This is a genomic window from Rathayibacter oskolensis, from assembly GCF_900177245.1.
In the GTDB taxonomy this organism is placed as follows: domain Bacteria; phylum Actinomycetota; class Actinomycetes; order Actinomycetales; family Microbacteriaceae; genus Rathayibacter; species Rathayibacter oskolensis.
Genome location: NZ_FXBM01000003.1, coordinates 428,373 through 448,426 on the forward strand (window position 1 = coordinate 428,373; position 20,054 = coordinate 448,426).

Below are 20,054 nucleotides of genomic sequence, written 5' to 3' on the forward strand. Positions count from 1 at the left end.
AAGACCGAGCGCCCCTTCGTCGTGGCCGTCTAGGACTGCCCGTTCTCCTGCACCGCGTGCTTGGCCTCGCGAGCCGAATCCTTGACGTCGTCGGTGGCGGACGTGCCCGCCTCCTTGACGTTCTGCGCGGCGCCGGTCGCGGTCTCCTTGACGGAGGCGAAGGCCTGCTGGGCGGGCTCGCGGAGCTCGCCCGCGGCCTCCTTCGCGGCCTCGGTCACCTTGTCGACGACGGGCTGGGCCGTCTCCTTGACCTTCGACGCCGCCTGCTTCTCGGCGCTGGACGCCGGGATCAGCGACGCGATGAGCATGCCGGCGCCGAGGGCGATCAGGCCGACCGCGAGCGGGTTGCCCTCGGCCTTGCCCTTGACCGAACCGGCCGCTCCCTTGACGGAGTCGGCGCCTCCGGAGACCGAGTCGCCGGCGTCGTGAGCGGCGCCCATCACGCGGTCGCGGACCGAGCCGACGGCCGACTTCACCTTGTCGGTCTGCCGCTGAGCGATGGCGCTCGGGCTGACCTTCTCGGCGAGAGCGTCGACGTCGCCGCCGAGCTCGACGCGGGTGCGCTCGATGTCTGCGCGGATCTCCTCGGGAGTCTTCTTCGAGTAGTCGGGTGTGGTGCTTGCTGCGTCGTACGTCATCGTCCTGCCCCGTTCGGCTTGAGGGTTTCGGGAATCTTCTTGAGGGAGTCGACCGTCTCGGGCGCACCCTCCACCGTCTTCAGGCTCTTGCGCCCGACGGAGTAGAGGATCGCGGCGACGATCCCCCAGAGCACGGCGACGACGACACCGGACCAGCCGTTGCCGATCAGAGTGCCCAGCGCCCACCAGAGGGCGATCGAGAGGAACAGCACGGCCATGATCGCCGCGTAGCCCGCTCCGCCGAGGAGGCCCGCGCCCTTGCCGGCCTTGCCCGCGGACTCCTTGAGCTCGGCCTTGGCGAGGGCCATCTCCTGACGGATCAGGGTCGAGAGGTCGCGCGAGACCTCGCCGAGCAGGTCGCCCAGAGACGTCGAGCCCGCCCGCTGGTCGGCGGTCGGCTCGCCGAGCCCTGCGCGGTGCGCGCCGGAGGGATCGGTCACGGTCGGGTTCCCGTCGGGAAGGAGTCGTAGCCGCTCGAGGTCGGCGGCACGCTCAGCGGGTCCGCGATCGGCTCGGTCGGCAGGTGGTCGCCGGTGCCGTAGGCGGGCGGCGCGTACTCGGTTCCGGTGGAGGGAGCGGCGAACTCGGGGCCGGACGTGTCGGCCGCGGCCTCCTTCTCGTCCTTCGCCTCGGCGGTCAGTGCGCGCACCAGACGGCCGGCGACGAGGCCGGTCGCGGCGGCGATGAGGATGAACGCTCCCGGGCGGCGGCGGGCGAACGACTTCACGTCCTCCAGCAGCTCGGCGGGCTCGCGGTCCTCGAGCCAGGTGGCGACGCCCTGGGCGCGGCCGGCGAGCTGCGAGACCAGCTGGGAGGCGCTGTTGTCGGTGCCGCCCTTGCCCTCGGCCAGCGCGGTGAGGTCGTCGCTGAAGGCGCGAGCGCCCTTGGCGGCGTTCTCCTTCTGCGCGTGGGCCTGCTCGGTGAGCTGCCCGCGGCTCTGGTCGATCAGGTCCTTGACCTGGGTCTTGGCCTCGGCGGCGACGGTGGCGGCCTCCTCCTTGCCGGTGGCGAGGACGTCGCCTGCGGCCTGCTTGGCGTCTCCGGCGACGGAGGCGGCCTGGTCCTTGGCGGCGCCCGCCTTCTCCTTGGCGGCGTCGACGGTGCCGGACGTACCGGAGCCGGACGCGGTGTGAGCCGTGGTGTCGTCGGGAGTGATGTCGGTCGCGGCGAAGTTCGCAGCGCCGTCCCCGAACGGGGGTGAAGCGGGATCGATGGTAGACATCGTCGTTCCCTTCCAGGATCGAGTGAGGTGTGTGGATGCGTGCCGGCGTGGCCAGTCTGGGAGGCGCTCCCGATGCCAGAAAGGCCGTAGCGCTGGACCCTCGTTCGGGGCTACTATCGCGCGGCCCGGGCGGAGGGAGGGTCGTCTCCGTTCCGCGGCACGAACCGGTTCCGGGGTGGTGGGAAGTCAAGCCCTACTGAGGGGCTAGGGGAGCTGCCTACGGTCGAGGAAACCACGCATCGATCGACGTCCCGCCGGTCCGCACCAGTTCGGGAAAGGCGCACCCATGTTCTTCCACCGCCGAGGGCTCCCGACCACGCCCGCCGTCCGAGTGCTCGGCGGGCTCGGCGCGTCCGCGCTGATGCTCGGGCTGCTCACCGGGTGCACGGGCGACGCGCAGACGCCGGTGCAGTCGGGTGTCGTGGTGCCGACGGACGCCGACGACGGCTCGAGCCAGACGCCCACGAGCGAGCCGACGCAGGACTCCTCGACGCAGACTCCGGACGAGGAGAACTGACCCTGACCCTTGCCGGGGGGCGAATCGTGGCACCGCCCGCGCTCTCGAGCAAGCCCCCGCCCGCATTCAGGGGACAGGCAGTTTGGGCTCCTACGGTCGCTCTCAACGATCACGAAGGAGGCACCACCATGGGGCTCGATGACAAGATCAAGAACGCCGCTCAGGACATCGCCGGCAAGGCGAAGGAAGCACTGGGCGATCACAAGAACGACGACAGCCTGAAGGCCGAGGGCCAGAAGGACCAGGCCGCGGCCTCGACCAAGAAGGTCGGCGAGGACGTCAAGGACGTCTTCAAGTAGGTCACGACACCACCACGACGGCGGCGCCCCTCGGGGACGCCGCCGTCGTCGTTTCCGGGGCCGCCGGGCGTGGATCTCGAGACGCGCGTTGCGTGAGCCGCGCAGCGGCGTCTCGAGACCCGCGTCCGCGCCCTACGGCTTGAGCACCACCTTGATGCAGCCGTCCTCCTTCTTCTGGAACGTCTCGTACAGACCCGGCGCGTCCTCGAGGGGAGCGCGGTGGGTCACGAGGTCCATGACGCCCAGCGGGTCCGCGGAGTCCTCGACGAGCGGCAGCAGCTCGTCGATCCAGCGCTTCACGTTGCACTGCCCCATGTTCATCGTGACCTGCTTGTCGAACATCGACTTGAGCGGCATCGGGTCGGCCTCGCCCCCGTACACGCCGCTGAGCGACACCGTGCCGCCGCGCCGCACGAGATCCAGCGAGGCGTGCACCGCCGCCATCCTGTCGACTCCGACGGTGTCCATGGCCTTGCGCGCGATCGGGTCGGGCAGCAGACCCGCCATCGACTGGGCGAACGACTCGACGGGCGAGCCGTGCGCCTCCATGCCGACCGCGTCGATCACGGAGTCGGGGCCGCGGCCGTCGGTGAGATCGCGCAGCTCGGCGATCACGTCGTCGGCGAGATCGAAGACCTCGACGCCGTGACGCGCCGCCATCGCGCGACGCTCGGCGACGGGGTCGACCGCCAGGACGCGGTAGCCCCGGTGCAGGCCGATGCGGGCCGCGAACTGACCGACCGGGCCGAGGCCGAAGACGACCAGCGAGCCTCCCTCGGGCACCTGCGCATAGTCGACGCCCTGCCAGGCGGTCGGGACGATGTCGCTGAGGAACAGGTAGCGCTCGTCGGGCAGGTCGGTCCCCACGACGACGGTGTTGTAGTCGGCGAGCGGCACCCGGAGGAGCTCCGCCTGTCCGCCGGGGACCTGGCCGTACATCTTGGTGTAGCCGAAGAGCGAGGCCCCCGAGCCGTACTCGGTGACCTGCGTGGTCTCGCACTGCGACTGCAGTCCGCGCAGGCACATGAAGCACTCGCCGCAGGAGATGTTGAAGGGGACGACCACGCGGTCTCCCACCTTCAGCTTCGTGATCGCGCTGCCGACCTCCTCGACGATGCCCATCGGCTCGTGGCCGAGCACGTCGCCCTTGTCGAGGTAGGGGCCGAGGAGGCGGTACAGGTGCAGGTCGGACCCGCAGATCGCCGTCGAGGTGATGCGGACGATCGCGTCGGTGGGCTGCTGGATGCGGGGGTCGGGGACCGTCTCGACCGAGACCTTCTCGACGCCCTGCCAGGTGAGTGCGCGCATTGCTGCTCCGTTCTGCCCGGCTGGTACCGGGCGACGCCTCCAGGCCACACCCGCGGGCGGTCACCGGGGAGGGGGTTGACGATCCCCGAGGGCGATCTCGGAGCGGATGCTCGGTTCGGAGGACGTCGACCGGGCGTTCACCTCGCACTCGGGTGACCAGTGGTGGGATAGGGGGATGGATGCTCTCTACACCGCAATCGCCCACGCCTCCGGTGGAGGACGCGACGGCCACGTCCGCACGGAGGACGACCGCCTCGATCTCGACACCCGCCCGCCCCAGGAGCTCGGCGGCTCCGGTGACGGCACCAACCCCGAGCAGCTGTTCGCTGCCGGGTTCTCGGCATGCTTCCTCGGCGCGCTGCACGGCGCCGGCAAGCAGCTCTCGATCGACACGACCGACGCCGCGGTCTCGGCGAGCGTCTCGATCGGCAAGAACGACGACGGCGGATTCGGCCTCGCGGTCGAGCTCGACATCTACGTCCCGAAGGCCAGCCCCGAGGACGCCCGTGCCGTCGCCGAGAAGGCGCACACGATGTGCCCCTACTCGAACGCGACGCGCGGCAACATCCCGGTCGAGCTGAGCATCGTCGACTGACCGACCGAGCTCGAACGGCCCCCTCCTGCACGCCGGGAGGGGGCCGTCGTCGTCTCCACGGCCGTCCGTTAGGGTCGGAGGCATGACCGAGGACCAGTCGCGCGACGAAGCGGAGGCGCGGGCCGAGCTCGAGCAGATCCGTCAGAGCATCGACAACATCGACGCCGCGCTCATCCATCTGCTGGCCGAGAGGTTCAAGTTCACGCAGAAGGTGGGGCGGTTGAAGGCGGCCCACGGCCTGCCTCCGGCCGATCTCGCTCGGGAGTCGCGTCAGATCGCGCGCCTGCGCGCGCTCGCGGAGGAGTCGCACCTCGACCCGGCCTTCGCCGAGAAGTTCCTCGGCTTCATCGTCGCCGAGGTCATCCATCACCACGAGCAGATCGCGAGCGGCGCGGCCGACTGACCTGACCGGCGACGACCCGCGCACATAAGGCTGGACACCTGGATCCTGCGAATTCTGGCGGATTCGGGGCGTCCAGCCTTACCTGTGGGGCTACGCCTCCGCGGGGCGGCGCAGGGCGGCGACCGAGGTCACGCGGCGGCGGGCGATCGCGGCGACGGTGAGCAGCAGGCCGAACAGCAGCCAGATCACGAGCCCGACGCTCGAGCCGCCGACGCCTCCTGAGCCGTCGACCACCCCGGACAGCGCGTTCTGGGCCGCCGACAGCGGCAGGAACCCGAGGGCGTCGTCGAACACCCCCGGCACGGTCGAGATGATGCCGGCGCCGAGCCCGATGACCGCCGCGAGCATCGCGATGAAGCGGCCGGTGCCTCCGAGCAGGGCGACCAGGCCCTGGTTGACCGCGGCGAACGACGCGCCGGCGAGCATCGACAGCAGCGTGAAGCCGATGAACGTCAGCGGCTCCAGATCGGCCACGAACTGCATGACGATCGCGACCGCGAGGCCCTGCACGAGCCCGATCACGAGGGCGGGTACGTAGGACGAGAGCGCGAGGGCCGCCGAGGACCGGGTCGACGAGAGGGCCCGGTGCGAGAACGCGGCGAGCACCAGGAACGTCGCGAGCGCACCCAGCCACAGCGCGATCGTGGTGAAGAACGGGACGCTCGAGGCTCCGAACAGGGCGGTGCTCTCGCTCGCGTTCTCGACCGGAGCGGCGACGACGTCGGCGAGGTTCGTCGACTCCTCGTCGCTGTAGGTCGGCAGCTGCGCGACGGCGGCGTCGAGGCCCGCGGCGAGGGAGCGCGATCCGTCGGCGAGCTGCACGGCTCCGTCCGAGACGCCGCCCGCACCGTCGGCGAGCTGGTTCGCGCCGTCGGCCGCGGTGGACGCTCCGGTCGCGAGCTGAGCGGCTCCGTCGGCGGCGGCGGACGCTCCCGTGGCCAGCTGCGCCGCGCCGTCGGCGGCGGCGGTGGCCCCGGTGGCGAGCTGCGCCGCACCGTCCGACGCCGAGGCGGCTCCGGTCGAGAGCGCGGCGGCGCCCTGCGCGGCGGAGGCGGCGCCCGTGGCGAGCTGCGTCAGCCCGCCGGCCAGGCTCCGCGCCCCCGCAGCCGACTGCGCGGTGCCCTCGGCGAGCGAGGGCTGCCCGTCGGTGCTGTCGTTGATCCCGGACGCGATGCCGGCCGTGTACTGCGCCGTCGCGCCGGCCTGATAGAGCGCGCCGTTCTGGTTGGTGGTGTCGAGCTGCGCGCCGGCCTCGGCGAGGATGGCGGCGCAGGTGGGGTCGGTCTCAGCGCAGGACTGCGCGAGCGACGCGATCGTGCCGAGCGCGGTGCCCGTCGTCGTCGCCGACTGCGCGGCGACTCCGGAGGCGGTGGTCGCGGTCTGGCCGAGTGCCGCGACTCCGGCGGCGAGGCCGTCGAGGCCGTCGGCGAGGCCGGTCGCCCCGTCGGCCGACTGCTGAGTCCCGGTCGCGAGCTGCGAGACGCCGCCCGAGAGGTCGGAGGCTCCGGTGCCGAGCTGCGCGACGCCGTCGGCGAGGGACGACGCTCCGGTGCCCACCTGCGCGACGCCATCCGAGAGCGACGAGGCCCCCGTGCCGACCTGCGCGACGCCGTCCGAGAGCGAGGACGCTCCCGTCGCGAGGTCGTCGATGCCGCTCGCGAGCGAGGAGGTGCCGTCGGCGAGCGACGAGGCTCCGGTGCTCAGCTGGTCGGCGCCGTCGGCGAGGGTTCCGGCTCCGTCGGCCGCCTGCCCGATCTGCTCGTTCAGGGTGTTGAAGCCGACGTAGACGTTCTCGAGGTAGGCGGTCGTGAGCTGGGTGTTCAGCAGCGAGGTCGCCGTGCTGGTCACGGTCGCAGAGATCGCGTCGTCGACGAGCTTCGCCTTGTCGCTCGTCGCGATGTCGATCGTCGCCTTGGTCGCGTCGGCGGCGTCTCCGGAGTACGAGGTCGCGGCCGCCGAGAACGAGGAGGGGATCGTCACGACGGTCGCGTAGCTGCCGTCGGCGAGGCCCTCGGCCGCGTCGTCCTTGTCGGTGAGCACCCAGGTGAAGTTGCCCGTCGAGTCGGAGCCGGACACGTTGGCGGCCGGGGTCGGCGAGGCCGACGGCGACGGCGTCGCGGTGGAGTCCGCCTCCTCGCCGCCGGTCACCAGACCCGCCGCGAGCTGGCGGCCGAGGGGGACGGTCTGGCCGTTGATCTCGACGGGGGTGTCCTCGTTCACGACGGCGGCCGTGATCTGGTCGAGGCGGTCGGTCGGGTTCCACAGGGCCCAGACCAGCATGCCGCCGATCGCGAGGGGCACCAGGACGATGCCGAGAAGGGTCAGCCAGGACACCTTCTTCGCGCCGCGGGGGCGTTCGAGGGAGAGCAGAGCCATGTCAGAGGACCTTTGCGATGTCGCGGCGCTCGGCCGTGGAGGAGACCGCGAGCAGGACGCGGTCGGAGGGGAGGAGGTCGTCGAGCGCCTCGGCGTCGACGGAGGAGGCGACCAGGGTGACGGTGCCGCCCTTCTCCGAGGCCCGGGCGCGCGCGCCGTCGAACTCGGAGCGGAGGGCGCGGCGCAGCAGCGGGTCGGTCACGGTGTCGAGGTCGTCGAGCACGAGGAGCGACGGGGTCGTCCGCAGCACGGCGCGCACCTCGCCGACCGGGTCGGCGACTCCGGAGAGGCGGACGAGCCCGACCCTGCCGCGCACGGCGGGGGAGCGGATCGGCACCACGAGCCCGTCGACCTTCAGGCGCCCCGAGTCGGGGGCGAGACGCCCCGCGAGAGTCAGCAGCAGCGCCGTGCGGCCCGAGCGGTGCGGGCCGTGCACGACGAGCGCGCTCCCCGCGGGGACCCGCACCGCCACGTCGCTGTAGAGCGGGCCGTCGGGGCCGCGGAGCGTGAGGGAGTCGGCGGCGATCGCGTCGGTCGCGCCGGGCTCCGGCCAGTCGCGGAGCGCGAGCTCCTTGGTGAGCCCCTCGCCCTCGACGTCGAACGACGGAAGGGCGCGGTCGAGCCAGCGCGGCATGTGCCAGGCGCGGTCGCCGAGCAGGTGCAGCACGGCGGGCACGAGCGTCATCCGGACGATGAACGCGTCGACGAACACCCCGACCGCCAGGCCGAGGGCGATCGGCTTGATGCTGGTGTCACCCTCGGGGACGAAGGCCGCGAAGACCGAGAACATGATGATCGCGGCGGCGGTGACGACCTTGGCCGAGCCGACGAAGCCCGACTCGACCGCTTCCCGCGCGGAGCGGCCGTGCACGTAGTCCTCGCGCATCCGCGAGACCAGGAACACCTCGTAGTCCATCGCGAGGCCGAACAGCACGCCCATCAGGATGATCGGCATGAAGCTGATCACGGGCCCGGTCTTGTCGACGTGCAGGGCGTCGGCGAACCATCCCCACTCGAAGACCGCGGCGACCGCGCCGAAGGAGGCGCCGACCGACAGCAGGTAGCCCAGCGTCGCCTTGATCGGCACCCAGAGCGAGCGGAAGACCATGGTCAGCAGCACCAGCGAGAGACCGACGACGAGGAGGCCGAAGGGCAGCAGCGCCTCGCCGAGCCGGTCGGAGATGTCGATGCCGACCGCGGTCTGGCCGGTGACGGAGAGGTCGACGCCGTACTCCTCCTGGAAGTAGTCGTGCTTGTCGCGGATCTCGGCGACGAGCGCCTTCGTCGCCTCGGAGTCGGGGCCGCTCTCGGGGATCACCTGGATGATGCCGGTGTCGGCGTCCTCGTTCGGGGTCGCCAGCGGCACGGAGGCGACACCGTCGAGGCTCTCGATCTCGGTCTTGAGGTCGTTCATGAGGCCGAGCGGATCGGTCGAGCCGATGATCGTGCCGGTGACGATGAGCGGTCCGTTGTAGCCCTCGCCGAAGTACTCGCCGAGCAGGTCGTAGGTGTCGCGCGCGGGAGTGCCCTCGGCCTGGTAGCCGGCGTCGGGCAGCGCGAGTCGCAGGCTCAGCGCCGGGATGCTCGCGACTCCCAGCACGCCGACGACCGCGATGATCGTGACGAGCGGGAAGCGGGTGACGACGCGGACCCAGCTGCGGAAGAAGCCGCGGGGCACCTCGGCGTGCGCGTGCGGCGCGGGCTCGGGGGCCACCACGTCGGAGGCGGCGTCGGGGTCGACGTGCGCACCGGCGGCCGCGGCCTTCTTCGCGGCGGCTCGCTTCGCGCGGCGCTCCTTCGGGCGCAGGCGCTCGCCGGCGAAGCCGAGCAGGGCCGGGGTGAGGGTGAGCGCGATGATGACGGCGATCGCGACTCCGCCCGCCGCGGCGATGCCCATCGTGGTGAGGAACGGGATGCCGGCGACCGACAGGCCGACCAGCGCGATGATGACGGTGAGGCCCGCGAAGACCACCGCGGAGCCGGCCGTCGCGACCGAGCGGGCGGTCGACTCCTCCGGGTCCATGCCCTGCCGGAGCTGATCCTGATGCCTGCTGATGATGAAGAGCGCGTAGTCGATCCCCACCGCGAGGCCCAGCATCAGCGCCAGGAGGGGCGTGGTCGACGAGATCGACGCGAACAGCGTGGCGAGGTAGATGCCCGCCATCGACAGCCCGACGCCCAGCAGCGCGGTGATCAGCGGCATGCCCGCGGCGAGGAACGAGCCGAAGGTGAGCACGAGCACGATGAGGGCGACGACGAGACCGATCGCCTCGGTGATCGTGACTCCGGGGAGGCTCTGCGAGAAGAGGTCGCCGCCGAGCGAGACGGTGGTGCCCGAGGGCAGCGCCTCTTCGAGGGTCGTCGCCTCGGCCTGGAGGGCCTCGCGGGTCTCGGGGGTCGTGGTGGTGGCCGAGCCGTCCATCTGCGCGGTGATGACCAGCGCCCGGTCGCCCTCGGAGATCGTGCCCGAGACGGTCTCGGAGTAGGGGTCGGTGACGGCGGCGACCCCGTCGATCGCCTCGAGCGCGGTGACCGCGTCGCCGACCGGGCCGGTGATGTCGGCGTCCTCGACGCTGCCTCCGTCGGGGGCGACGACGACGTAGCGGGCCGAGGTGCCACTCACCTGGGGGAAGGTGCGCTCGAGCTGGTCCAGCGCCGTCTGCGACTCGGTGCCCGGGATCGAGAAGCTGTTGTCGGTGCCCTGGTTGAGCAGCACCGCGCCGCCTCCCGCGAGCACGACGACGGCCAGCCAGAGGACGGCGACCAGCCTGTGGGCGCGGAAGACCCAGCGACCGAGTCTGTAGAGCAGCGACGACACGCGTGTCTCCTGACGATGAGGGGAGTAGAGGCGATACGTCTCTGTATCCAATACGCGAATGTATCCGATACAGTGATGTATCTCAACGCCGCGCCCCAGCTCCAGGAGGAGACTCAGGATGACCGCCGACTCCGCCGCTCCCCCGGAGACAGCCCGTCGCAGCCGCACGCGGGAGCGGCTGCTCGATGCGGCCCACGAGGTCTTCGCCGAGTCCGGAGTGCACACCGCCTCGATCGAGCAGGTCGCCGAGCGGGCCGGCTTCACCCGCGGCGCCTTCTACTCGAACTTCTCGAGCAAGGAGGAGCTCTTCTTCGCCCTGATGGAGCGCGAGAACGACGCGCGGATGCGCAGTCTCATCGACCAGATGAACGTGACCGTCCCGAAGCTCGGCGACTCGCCGCTGACCGCGGAGGCGCTCGCCGGGGTCGTCCTCGACTTCCTGCAGGGGCCGCTCACTGACAACCGCCGCTGGTCCATCATCCAGGCCGAGTTCGAGCTGCTCGCGCTGCGCGACCCGGCGATCGCCCCTCAGTACCGCGACTTCCACGCGCGCTTCGACGCCTCCCTCGCCGAGATCGTGGCCGGGGCGCTCGAGCAGGTGGGGCGGACGTTCTCGCTCGAGCCGATCCTCGCGGTGCGCCTGCTCGTCGGCTCCTTCGACAGCGCGGTCAAGCAGTCGATCCTCGAGGGGGAGTCGGACGCGGACGCCCTCGAGCGCCTCCGCACCGTCCTCACCTCGGTCGTGATCGCGATCTCGTCCCCGCGGGAGTGAGCCGGGGTCCCCGTCAGCGCTCCCGCGCGACGAGGATGGACCCATGGAACTGCGTCAGCTCGAACACTTCCTCGCCGTCGCGAAGGAGCAGCACTTCACCCGCGCGGCGAGCGCTCTGCAGATCTCGCAGTCGGGGCTCTCGGCGTCGATCCGCGCCCTCGAGAGCGAGCTCGGCAGCCCGCTCTTCACCCGCAGCACCCGCCGGGTCGAGCTGACCCCCGCCGGTCACGCGATGCTCGAGGAGTCGGAGCGCTCGGTGGCCAGCGCTCTCGCCGCCCGCGATGCGGTCCTCGCCGTGCAGGGAGTGCTCCGCGGCAGCCTGGCCGTCGGCACGGAGGAGTGCCTCGGCGGCGTGCACCTGCCGCGCGAGCTCGCGACGTTCCGCGAGCAGCACCCCGGAGTCGCCCTGCGGCTCATGCACGACGGCTCGGGGATGCTGCTCGACTCGGTCGCCTCGGGCCGCCTCGACCTCGCCCTCGTCGCCGACATCGGCACGACGCCCTCGGGGGTGCGCACGCGGCCGCTCGCGAGCGAGGGCTTCGCGGTGCTCGCCCACCCCGATCATCCGCTCGCCGACCGGTCGGTCTGCCGCATCCCCGATCTCGCGGGCGAGACGATCGTCGGCCTGCAGGAGCACTGGGGCGCGCGGCACCTCGCCTCGCAGGCGTTCGCCGAGCACGGGCTCCCGTTCGAGGTGGAGCTCGAGGTCAACGACGTGCACACGCTGCTCGATCTGGTCGAGTACGGGATGGGCGTCGCCGTGGTCCCCGCGCACTTCGCCGAGAAGCGTCCGGCCGGTCTGCGAGCGGTGCCGCTCGACGAGCCGCTGCTCGTGTGGCGGACGATGGTCGCGGTGCCCGAGCGGCCGAGCGCGGCGGCCAGGGCGTTCGTCTCGGCGCTGCCGGCGCACCCGCTTCCGGCCGTGATGCAGGACATCGGCTGAGAGAGAGGGTGCGCGCTCGTCACGCGAGGGGTTCCCTCAGCCGATGCCCTGCGATTCGCGGGCCTCAGCCGAGCGAGTCGAGCTCCTCGGCGGTCAGCGTCAGCTCGGCGGCGGTCGCGGAGTCGCGGATGCTCTCGGGTCGCGAGGCGCCGGGGATCGGCAGGACGATCGGAGCCTTCGCGAGCTCCCATGCGAGGCAGACGACCTGCGGCGTGACGCCGTGGGCCTCGGCGACGGTGCCGAACGCCGCGTTGCGCGAGCCGAGCTCGGCGGCCGAGGTGATGCCGCCGAGCGGGCTCCACGGCAGGAACGCGATCCCGAGCTCCGCGCACAGCTCGAGCTCCGGCTCGCTGGAGCGGAACGACGGCGAGAACTGGTTCTGCACCGCGACCAGGTGCTCGCCGAGGAGCCCGTGGGCCTCGCGGATCTGCTCCGGATCGGCGTTCGAGATGCCCGCGCGCACGATCACTCCCTCGTCGAGCAGCTCGACGAGCGCGCCGATCGAGTCGGCGTAGGGCACCGAGGGGTCGGGGCGGTGGAACTGGTAGAGGCCGATCGCCTCGACGCCCAGACGCGTCGCCGAGGCGCGCGCCGCCTCCTTGAGGTGCTCGGGGCGGCCGTCCTGGGTCCAGTTCTCGCCCGGGGGACGGAGGTGCCCGCCCTTCGTCGCCACGAGGACGGCGGAGGTGTCGCCGCCGTAGCTGCGGAGCGCCTCCGCGATGAGGAGCTCGTTGTGACCGAGGTCGCCCTCGACGGGCAGGTGGTAGGCGTCGGCCGTGTCGATCAGGGTGACGCCGGCATCGAGGGCGGCGTGGATGGTCGCGATCGCCCGCTCGCGGTCGGGGCGGCCCTCGATCGACATCGGCATGCCGCCGAGTCCGATCGCTCCGACGGAGACGTCGCCGATGGTGCGCTGCTTCATGAGTCCTCTTCTTCGATGGATCGTGCGGGGGAGGGAGGGGTCACCAGGCGTAGTCCTCGGGCGCCGTGCGGTGCCCGGGGAAGATCTCGTCGAGTCGCGCCAGGTCGTCGGAGTCGAGTGCGACGTCGACGGCTGCGACGGCGCTCTCGAGCTGCGCCATCGTGCGGGGGCCCGTGATCGGTCCCGTGACTCCGGGCTGGTGCAGGAGCCAGGCGAGGGCCAGCTCGCCCGGCGCGATGCCGCGCTCGCGGGCGAAGGCCTCGTACTGCTCGAGAGCCGGACGGTTCTTCTCGATCGCCTCGAGCGAGCGGGCCGAGCCGCGGCGGCTCCCCGACTCCGTCTTCTCGATCACGCCGCCGAGCAGACCGCCCTGCAGCGGCGACCACGGGATGACGCCCAGGCCGTAGTGCTGCGCGGCGGGGAGCACCTCGCGCTCGATGTCGCGGACGAGGAGGTTGTAGATGGACTGCTCGGAGGCGAGACCGGTGAAGTGACGCGCGCGCGCCGCCTCCTGCGCCTGAGCGAGGTGCCAGCCGGCGAAGTTGCTCGAGCCGACGTAGAGCACCTTGCCCTGCTGCACGGCGACCTCCATCGCCTGCCAGATCTCGTCCCACGGGGTGGTCCGGTCGACGTGGTGGAACTGGTAAAGGTCGATGTGGTCGGTCTGCAGCCGGCGCAGGCTGTCGTCGAGGGCGCGGCGGATGTTCAGAGCCGAGAGACGGCCGCCGTTGGGCCAGGAGTCGCGCCCGCGCTCGGCGCCGGGCGCCGCGTGCTGCTCCATGTCGCCGAACAGCTTGGTCGCGAGCACGGTGCGCTCGCGGCGCTCGCCGCCCCGCGCGAACCAGCGCCCGACGATCTCCTCGGTCGTGCCGCGCCCGCCCTCGCCGCCGTAGACGTTCGCCGTGTCGAAGAAATTGACGCCGAGCTCGTGGGCGCGGTCCATGATCGCGAAGGAGTCGGGCTCGGTGGTCTCGGGCCCGAAGTTCATGGTGCCGAGGACCGCGCGGGAGACGGACAGGCCGGTGCGGCCGAGATTCGTGTACTGCATGGCTCCAGCCAACGCCTCGCGACCCCGACCTGTCCAACAGGGGATCGTCATGGGATTCAGCGGCGGCGGAGGTCAATCCTGCGCTCGCCGCGAGTGCGGCGGGGCACTCCGGGAGGCGCGGGCGCTCGCGTTAGAGTCGCCGGGTGGCCCCGAGAACGACGACCCAGCGCATCGTGATCGCCCTCGCGTCGACGCTCCTGCTCGCGGGATGCACCTCGGCGCCGGAGGGCGCTGCACCCTCGACGTCGGCCGGTGCCGACGGCTCGGCCACGACGGCCACGGAGGCGGCGCCCCGGCCCGTCCCGACCGTCACCATCGCGCCCGAACCGGTCGTCAGCACCCCGGATCCCGTCCCCGCGACGGGCGTGTGCGAGATCAGCTACGTCGACGCCGCGGAGGCCGGGACGATCGGCGGACTCGACGTCGAGCTCGTCCGCGACCGCGGATCCCGCGAGGGGGCGGCGGGGACCGTGACGACCGCGGCCGACGGGAGTCCCGCCTCCTATCTCGTCGCCGCCGGCGACATCAGCGAGCGGATCGCCGACCGCTTCTGCATCAGCCCGGAGTACCTCGACGTGCTCAACTCGGTGCGTCGCGACGGCGTGAGCATCGACAGCCTGTTCGGCGGCGACACTCTGAACCTGAGCCCCACGACGGTCGTCAGCGTCGGCGACCAGAACGGGCGGGTGCTCGAGAACCCCGAGCCCGACCCCCTCCCCGCCCAGGACTGACGGGGCCCTCCCCGGGATCCACTCCGCAGAAGTTGTCGTACTCGAGCATCGACTGCGACAACTTCTGAGTAGTGGAACGGTTCACCCGGTGCCGAAGCGGCGTCAGAGCACCCGACCACATGCCGAGAGTTGTCGCACTCGACATCGAGTGCGACAACTTCTGGACAGTCGCGCGCGCGGCCGTCCGACCGGGTGAGGCGAGACCCCAGGAGTTGTCGTACTGGGACCTCGAGTACGACAACTCCTGGAGAGTCGACAACTCCTGGAGAGTCGACAACTCGTGGAGAGTCGACGGGCAAGGGCGGTGAGCCCCGCCCGCTCAGCCGAAGTGCGCGGGCAGCACGGCGCCGTTCACGGCGCGCAGCTCGTCGAGGGGGAGGGTGAACAGCCCCTGCACCTCGACCACGGGGCTCTCGGCGTCCGTCACGCCGATGCGCAGCACCGGGTAGCCGCGACCCTCGCACAGCCCGCGGAACTTCACGTCGTCCTCGCGCGGCACCGAGACCAGGACGCGGCCCGTCGACTCCGAGAACAGCGCGGCGGTCTCGTCGACGCCGTCGCGCTCCATCAGCTCGTCGAGCCAGATCCGCACGCCCACGCCGAAGCGCAGCGCCGACTCGGCGAGGGCGACGACGAGCCCGCCGTCGGCGAGGTCGTGCGCGGAGGCGATCAACGACTCCGTCGAGCCCGCCGCGATCAGCTCGGCCAGCGCCTTCTCGCCCGCGAGATCGAGCTGAGGCGGCAGGCCGCCCAGGTGGTCGTGCACCGTGCCCGCCCAGGCGGAGCCGTCGAGCTCGTCGCGGGTGACGCCGAGGAGGTAGACGTTGTCACCCTCGTCCTGCCAGCCGGAGGGGATGCGGCGCGCGACGTCGTCGATCACGCCGAGCACGCCGACGACGGGGGTCGGGAAGATGGGGACATCGCCGGTCTGGTTGTAGAACGAGACGTTGCCGCCGGTGACCGGGATCTCGAGCTCGAGGCACGCGTCGGCGAGGGCGCCGACCGCCTCGCGGAACTGCCACATCACCTCGGGGTTCTCGGGGCTGCCGAAGTTGAGGCAGTCCGAGACGGCGACGGGGGTCGCGCCGGTCACGGCCACGTTGCGGAACGCCTCCGCGAGGGCCAGGCGAGCGCCCTGGGCCGGGTCGAGCTGGCACCAGCGCCCGTTCGCGTCGGTCGCGACGGCGAAGCCGAGACCCGACTCCTCGTCGACGCGGACCATTCCTCCGTCGTCGGGGTAGCTCAGGGCCGTGTTGCCGAGCACGTAGCGGTCGTACTGCGAGGTGATCCAGCTCTTGTCGGCGAGGTTCGCCGAGCCGAGCAGCGCGAGGGTCTCGGCGCGCAGCGCGTCGCCGTCGCTCGAGCGGGGCAGCCGGGACGACGAGTCGGCCTGCAGCGCGTCGAGCCAGGCCGGGAACTCGATCGGGCGCTCGTAGACCGGGCCGTCGACCGCGACGGTGCGCGGGTCGACGTTCACGATCTCCTCGCCGTGCCAGTGGATGATCAGGCGTCCGGAGTCGGTGACCTCGCCGAGCACGCTCGTCTCGACGTCCCACTTGCCGACGACCTCGAGGAAGGCGTCGAGCTTCTCGGGCGTCACGACCGCCATCATCCGCTCCTGCGACTCCGACATCAGGATCTCCTCGGCCGTCAGCGAGGGGTCGCGCAGCAGCACCGAGTCGAGCTCGATGAACATCCCGCCGTCGCCGTTGGAGGCGAGCTCGGAGGTGGCGCACGAGATGCCCGCGGCACCCAGATCCTGGATGCCCTCGACCAGATCCTTGCGGAACAGCTCGAGGCAGCACTCGATGAGCACCTTCTCGGCGAACGGGTCGCCGACCTGCACCGCGGGCCGCTTGGTCGGGCCGCCGTCGGCGAAGGTGTCGGAGGCGAGGATCGACGCGCCGCCGATGCCGTCGCCTCCGGTGCGCGCCCCGAACAGCACGACCTTGTTGCCGACTCCGCGGGCGTTCGCGAGGTGGAGGTCCTCGTGGCGGAGCACGCCGACCGCGAGCGCGTTCACGAGCGGGTTGCCCTGGTAGACGGAGTCGAAGTAGGTCTCGCCGCCGATGTTGGGCAGGCCGAGGCAGTTGCCGTAGAAGGAGATGCCGGCGACGACGCCGTGGACGACCCGCGCGGTGTCGGGGTCGTCGATCGCGCCGAAGCGCAGCGCGTCCATGACGGCGACCGGGCGGGCGCCCATCGAGATGATGTCGCGGACGATGCCGCCGACTCCGGTGGCCGCGCCCTGGAACGGCTCGATGTAGCTCGGGTGGTTGTGGCTCTCGATCTTGAAGGTGACGGCCCAGCCCTCGCCGACGTCGACGACTCCGGCGTTCTCGCCCATGCCGACCATGAGGTTCTTCTTCATGGCGGGCGAGACCTTCTGCCCGAACTGGCGGAGGTACATCTTCGACGACTTGTACGAGCAGTGCTCGCTCCACATCACGGAGTACATGGCCAGCTCGCCGCTCGTGGGGCGCCGGCCGAGGATCTCGCGGATGCTCGCGTACTCGTCGGGCTTGAGTCCCAGGGCGGCGTAGGGCTGCTCCCGCTCGGGAGTCGCCTGGGCGTTCGCGGTGGTGTCGGGGACGCTGTGTGCCATGTGCTGGAGGCTCCATCGGAGGGGGAAGGAATGCGCGACGATCCTACCGGCCGCCCGCGCTCCCCTCCCCGGGCGCCGGGAACCCGCGGAGGCGTGCGCTGCAGCCACCGCCTAGGATCGGGCGGGTGAAGCGGGCGGCTCTGATCGGGACCCTCCTCTGGGCCCTCTACCAGTGCTTCGGCTCCCTCGGCGCCGCCAACATCTCCTCGGACGAGCCGGTCTACCTCGCCGCCGGCTGGGACTACCTCCACGGCGACGTGAGCGCCAACCTCGAGCACCCGCCGACCGCCAAGTACCTGATCGGCCTCGCGCAGCTCCTCCTCGGCGAGGGCCTGGTCGCGGGTCGCGTCGCCGCGGGTGCCGCGACGTTCCTCACCGGCGTCGTCCTCTGGTTCTGGCTGAAGCGCGAGCTCGGCTCCGTCCTGGCTCTCGTGCCGGCCGCGCTCTTCCTCCTCTTCCCGCGCACGACGGCGGACGGGAGCACCCGGATCGACCGGCTCGCGCTGCTCGAGCCGTTCATGGTGCTGTTCGCAGTGGCGGCGATGGCCGCCGCGTGGGCGTGGGCGCGGCGGGGCGCCTCCGGAGAGAGACGGCACGGCTGGCTGATCGCACTCGCCGGCGTCCTCTTCGCCCTCTCGGTCACGTCGAAGCTGACGACCGCGGTGCTGGCGCCGGTCTTCCTCCTGCCGCTGATCATGGTCGGGAGTCGCCGCCGAGCGCTCCGCGGATTCGTCGCGTTCTCGGCCGCGTTCGTGGTCGCCGGGCTCCTCCTCTACCTGCCCGTGCACCCCGTCGAGGCGATCCGCTACCTGGTCGAGTTCCAGTCGGAGCACAACGCCGACGGGCACCTGATCGACGTCGCCGGAGCGGCGTACCGGTTCCCGCCGTGGTGGGCGAACCTCTGGTTCATGCTCGCGGGGACGGGGCCGGTCGCCCTGACCGTCCTCGTCATCGGCGGCCTCCTCGCCCTGTTCGCACCGCGTCAGCGCGCCCTGGTGCTCTACCTCGGAGGCGCCACCGCGCTGCTCCTGGTGTTCCACCTGCTGATCAGCTCGGTCGCTCTCCCGCACTACTACGTGGCATGGGCGTGGCTGCTGTGCGCTCTGGCCGGAGTGGGCATCGCGGAGGCGCTCCGGGGCGGCCTGGTGCTGCCCGCCCGTGTCGCCCGGCCGCTCGGCCTGCTGCTGGTCGCCGCCTCCGTCGTGGTCGCCGCGGCGACGTCGGTCGGCATCGCCCAGGAGCGGCCGACGGGGATCGCACGGGTGGCCGTTGCGCTGCGCGAGCGCGGGCTCGACGAGGGGCTGATCCTCGTGCAGGGGATGTCGTCGGGGGTCTACGCGCCCTACATCGGCGACCGGTTCACGACCGATCCGTCGTCGGAGGGGATCATCGCGATCGCGATCCGGCCCTCGGCGCGCTACCCCGTCGATCCGCGGGTCGAGGAGTACCTCTCGACGGATCCGACGGTGCTCGAGCTCGACGACCTCGACCTCGTGCTGACCGACGGGCCGCTGCCGGCGGGATGACCCGGCCGGGGCTCCGCGTCGCGGCGCTCAGGCCGCGCGGCAGGGCCGGGGGTCGACCGTCGCGCTGAGCGACGAGGCCTCCGCGGCCACCGGCGAGAGCACCGAGAGCGGGATCGCGTAGCCCACATTGTCGACCGACGCGGCCTTGCCGAACACGACGCCCGAGACCGCGCCGTCCAGCGAGAGCAGCGGTCCACCGGAGTTGCCCTGGTTGACCACGGCGGCCAGCGTCAGCACCTCGCGCGAGGTCGGGGTGCCGTCGACCATCAGCGAGACGACGGCGTCGGAGGAGATCTGCGCCGAGCCGAGCGTGAGCGGCCCGCCGAAGGGGTAGCCGGCCACCACGGCGTCGTCGCCCGCCGTCACCGCGTCGTCGAGGGGGAGCGCAGCCGCGCTCAGGCCGTCGACCGCGATGACCGCGAGGTCGGTCGCGGCGTCGACGTAGACGACCCGGCCGGTGCGGGGCGGCTCGCCCGGTGCCTCGACGACGGGCTCGTCGACTCCGGCCACCACGTGCGCGTTGGTGACGACGCGGTCGTCAGCGACCACGAAGCCGCTGCCCGTGACGCCCACGTCGCACGCCCAGGCGGTCCCCGAGACGCGGACGACCGACTCCGTCGCGGTCGCGACCTCGGGGTCGTCGGTGGCGACCTCGGGGATGCTCGGTGCCTGCGTGGGCGCGTCGAGGGCCTCGACGATCCAGGAGGTGCCCTCGTCGACGACGGTCGACTGCAGCTGCGCGAGGAACCCGCGCACCGGATCCGGGGTCAGGTCGTCGATCGCGCGGATGACCGTGGAGCCCGCGACCGATGTGGTCACCAGCGGCACGCCGAGCAGCGAGACGGCCGAGGTGACCGCGATCCAGACGAGACCCGTGATCGCGACGCCCGCGACGCCTCCGGCCAGGCGGTCGAGCAGCCCGAGCTTCACCCTGTCGGCACCGCGCCCGATCACGGCGCCGAGCGCCGCTCCGATCGCGTAGCCGACGCCCAGCAGCAGCACCGCCGTGCCGATGACGGCGAGGAGGCGCCACTCGCTGCCCGCCGCCCACGACGAGACGGCGGGCACCGCGAAGGAGGCGGCGATCGCGCCGGCGACGACGCCCGCGAGGCCCCCGACGGTGCGGAGCAGGCCGCGCCGCAGACCGTCGGCGAGCGCCCCGAGGAGGCTCAGCACGACGATCACGTCGACGATCACGGATGCGCCCACGCGGATCTCCTCGGGGTCGGGTCGGGCAGGGTCCTCCAGCATGACCGACGACGGATGCGCAGAGGCCCGGAGGAGGCTGCGAGTCGCGGCGGTCGGTGGGCGGGTCGCGGGGATCTGCGGAG

The 20,054-nt window shown here is 72.0% G+C and carries 18 protein-coding genes; 8 read left to right on the plus strand and 10 right to left on the minus strand.

The window, feature by feature from the left end; translation table 11 throughout:
* Positions 1 to 29 precede the first annotated feature (29 nt).
* Genes B9Y99_RS17020 through B9Y99_RS17030 form a run of 3 tightly spaced genes read right to left on the minus strand, consistent with a single transcriptional unit; the run spans position 30 to position 1,860 of the window.
* Positions 30 to 638, minus strand: a complete 609-nt coding sequence (locus B9Y99_RS17020; RefSeq protein ID WP_085477807.1) for a DUF3618 domain-containing protein — start codon at positions 636 to 638, stop codon at positions 30 to 32.
* Positions 635 to 1,078: a phage holin family protein gene (locus B9Y99_RS17025; RefSeq protein ID WP_085477808.1), complete on the minus strand. Its 444-nt coding sequence runs from the start codon at positions 1,076 to 1,078 to the stop codon at positions 635 to 637. The genes B9Y99_RS17020 and B9Y99_RS17025 overlap by 4 nt, the downstream gene beginning before the upstream one ends.
* The gene (locus B9Y99_RS17030; protein WP_085477809.1) at positions 1,075 to 1,860 is read right to left on the minus strand and encodes a hypothetical protein; all 786 of its coding nucleotides are present in this window, start codon (positions 1,858 to 1,860) and stop codon (positions 1,075 to 1,077) included. Before B9Y99_RS17030 ends, B9Y99_RS17025 begins: the two co-directional genes overlap by 4 nt.
* Before the next feature lie 286 nt (positions 1,861 to 2,146).
* Here B9Y99_RS17030 and B9Y99_RS17035 point away from each other — a divergent pair, with 286 nt between their 5' ends.
* Positions 2,147 to 2,377, plus strand: coding sequence for a hypothetical protein (locus B9Y99_RS17035; RefSeq protein WP_085477810.1), 231 nt, complete (start codon positions 2,147 to 2,149; stop codon positions 2,375 to 2,377).
* Between the two features lie 128 nt (positions 2,378 to 2,505).
* Positions 2,506 to 2,676 carry a CsbD family protein gene (locus B9Y99_RS17040; protein WP_085477811.1) on the plus strand — a complete coding sequence of 57 codons (171 nt, stop codon included), beginning with the start codon at positions 2,506 to 2,508 and terminating at the stop codon, positions 2,674 to 2,676.
* Between the two features lie 132 nt (positions 2,677 to 2,808).
* Here the strand turns inward: B9Y99_RS17040 and B9Y99_RS17045 are convergent, their stop codons facing one another.
* Positions 2,809 to 3,984: a zinc-dependent alcohol dehydrogenase gene (locus B9Y99_RS17045; protein WP_085477812.1), complete on the minus strand. Its 1,176-nt coding sequence runs from the start codon at positions 3,982 to 3,984 to the stop codon at positions 2,809 to 2,811.
* A 175-nt stretch (positions 3,985 to 4,159) separates the two neighbouring features.
* On the opposite strand from B9Y99_RS17045, the gene B9Y99_RS17050 reads away from it, so the two are divergent.
* Together B9Y99_RS17050 and B9Y99_RS17055 are read left to right on the plus strand one after the other, a co-directional pair.
* Positions 4,160 to 4,579, plus strand: a complete 420-nt coding sequence (locus B9Y99_RS17050; RefSeq protein WP_085477813.1) for an organic hydroperoxide resistance protein — start codon at positions 4,160 to 4,162, stop codon at positions 4,577 to 4,579.
* An 82-nt stretch (positions 4,580 to 4,661) separates the two neighbouring features.
* Positions 4,662 to 4,982, plus strand: coding sequence for a chorismate mutase (locus B9Y99_RS17055; protein WP_085477814.1), 321 nt, complete (start codon positions 4,662 to 4,664; stop codon positions 4,980 to 4,982).
* Positions 4,983 to 5,072: 90 nt separating this feature from the next.
* On the opposite strand, the gene B9Y99_RS17060 is transcribed toward B9Y99_RS17055, so the two are convergent.
* Positions 5,073 to 7,358: a YhgE/Pip domain-containing protein gene (locus B9Y99_RS17060; protein ID WP_085477815.1), complete on the minus strand. Its 2,286-nt coding sequence runs from the start codon at positions 7,356 to 7,358 to the stop codon at positions 5,073 to 5,075.
* Position 7,359: 1 nt separating this feature from the next.
* On the minus strand, positions 7,360 to 10,176 hold the full coding sequence (locus B9Y99_RS17065) for an efflux RND transporter permease subunit (protein ID WP_085477816.1): 2,817 nt from the start codon (positions 10,174 to 10,176) through the stop codon (positions 7,360 to 7,362).
* A 118-nt stretch (positions 10,177 to 10,294) separates the two neighbouring features.
* On the opposite strand from B9Y99_RS17065, the gene B9Y99_RS17070 reads away from it, so the two are divergent.
* Complete coding sequence (locus tag B9Y99_RS17070) at positions 10,295 to 10,948, plus strand: TetR/AcrR family transcriptional regulator (RefSeq protein ID WP_085477817.1); 654 nt, start codon at positions 10,295 to 10,297, stop codon at positions 10,946 to 10,948.
* A gap of 43 nt (positions 10,949 to 10,991) precedes the next feature.
* Positions 10,992 to 11,891 (plus strand): LysR family transcriptional regulator, encoded by a 900-nt coding sequence (locus B9Y99_RS17075; protein ID WP_085477818.1) that lies wholly within the window; start codon positions 10,992 to 10,994, stop codon positions 11,889 to 11,891.
* A 64-nt stretch (positions 11,892 to 11,955) separates the two neighbouring features.
* On the opposite strand, the gene B9Y99_RS17080 is transcribed toward B9Y99_RS17075, so the two are convergent.
* The gene (locus B9Y99_RS17080; RefSeq protein ID WP_085477819.1) at positions 11,956 to 12,813 is read right to left on the minus strand and encodes an aldo/keto reductase; all 858 of its coding nucleotides are present in this window, start codon (positions 12,811 to 12,813) and stop codon (positions 11,956 to 11,958) included.
* A 40-nt stretch (positions 12,814 to 12,853) separates the two neighbouring features.
* The gene (locus tag B9Y99_RS17085) at positions 12,854 to 13,861 is read right to left on the minus strand and encodes an aldo/keto reductase (RefSeq protein ID WP_085477820.1); all 1,008 of its coding nucleotides are present in this window, start codon (positions 13,859 to 13,861) and stop codon (positions 12,854 to 12,856) included.
* Positions 13,862 to 14,004: 143 nt separating this feature from the next.
* Here B9Y99_RS17085 and B9Y99_RS17090 point away from each other — a divergent pair, with 143 nt between their 5' ends.
* Entirely contained in the window at positions 14,005 to 14,592 is a 588-nt protein-coding gene (locus tag B9Y99_RS17090; protein WP_085477821.1) for a hypothetical protein, read from the plus strand.
* Between the two features lie 319 nt (positions 14,593 to 14,911).
* Here the strand turns inward: B9Y99_RS17090 and purL are convergent, their stop codons facing one another.
* Positions 14,912 to 17,197, minus strand: a complete 2,286-nt coding sequence (gene purL / locus B9Y99_RS17095; protein WP_085477822.1) for a phosphoribosylformylglycinamidine synthase subunit PurL — start codon at positions 17,195 to 17,197, stop codon at positions 14,912 to 14,914.
* Between the two features lie 125 nt (positions 17,198 to 17,322).
* Between purL and B9Y99_RS17100 the strand changes: the two genes are divergently transcribed.
* Positions 17,323 to 18,723, plus strand: coding sequence for a glycosyltransferase family 39 protein (locus B9Y99_RS17100; protein ID WP_165759664.1), 1,401 nt, complete (start codon positions 17,323 to 17,325; stop codon positions 18,721 to 18,723).
* Between the two features lie 27 nt (positions 18,724 to 18,750).
* On the opposite strand, the gene B9Y99_RS17105 is transcribed toward B9Y99_RS17100, so the two are convergent.
* On the minus strand, positions 18,751 to 19,932 hold the full coding sequence (locus B9Y99_RS17105; RefSeq protein WP_244275018.1) for a MarP family serine protease: 1,182 nt from the start codon (positions 19,930 to 19,932) through the stop codon (positions 18,751 to 18,753).
* Positions 19,933 to 20,054 lie beyond the last annotated feature (122 nt).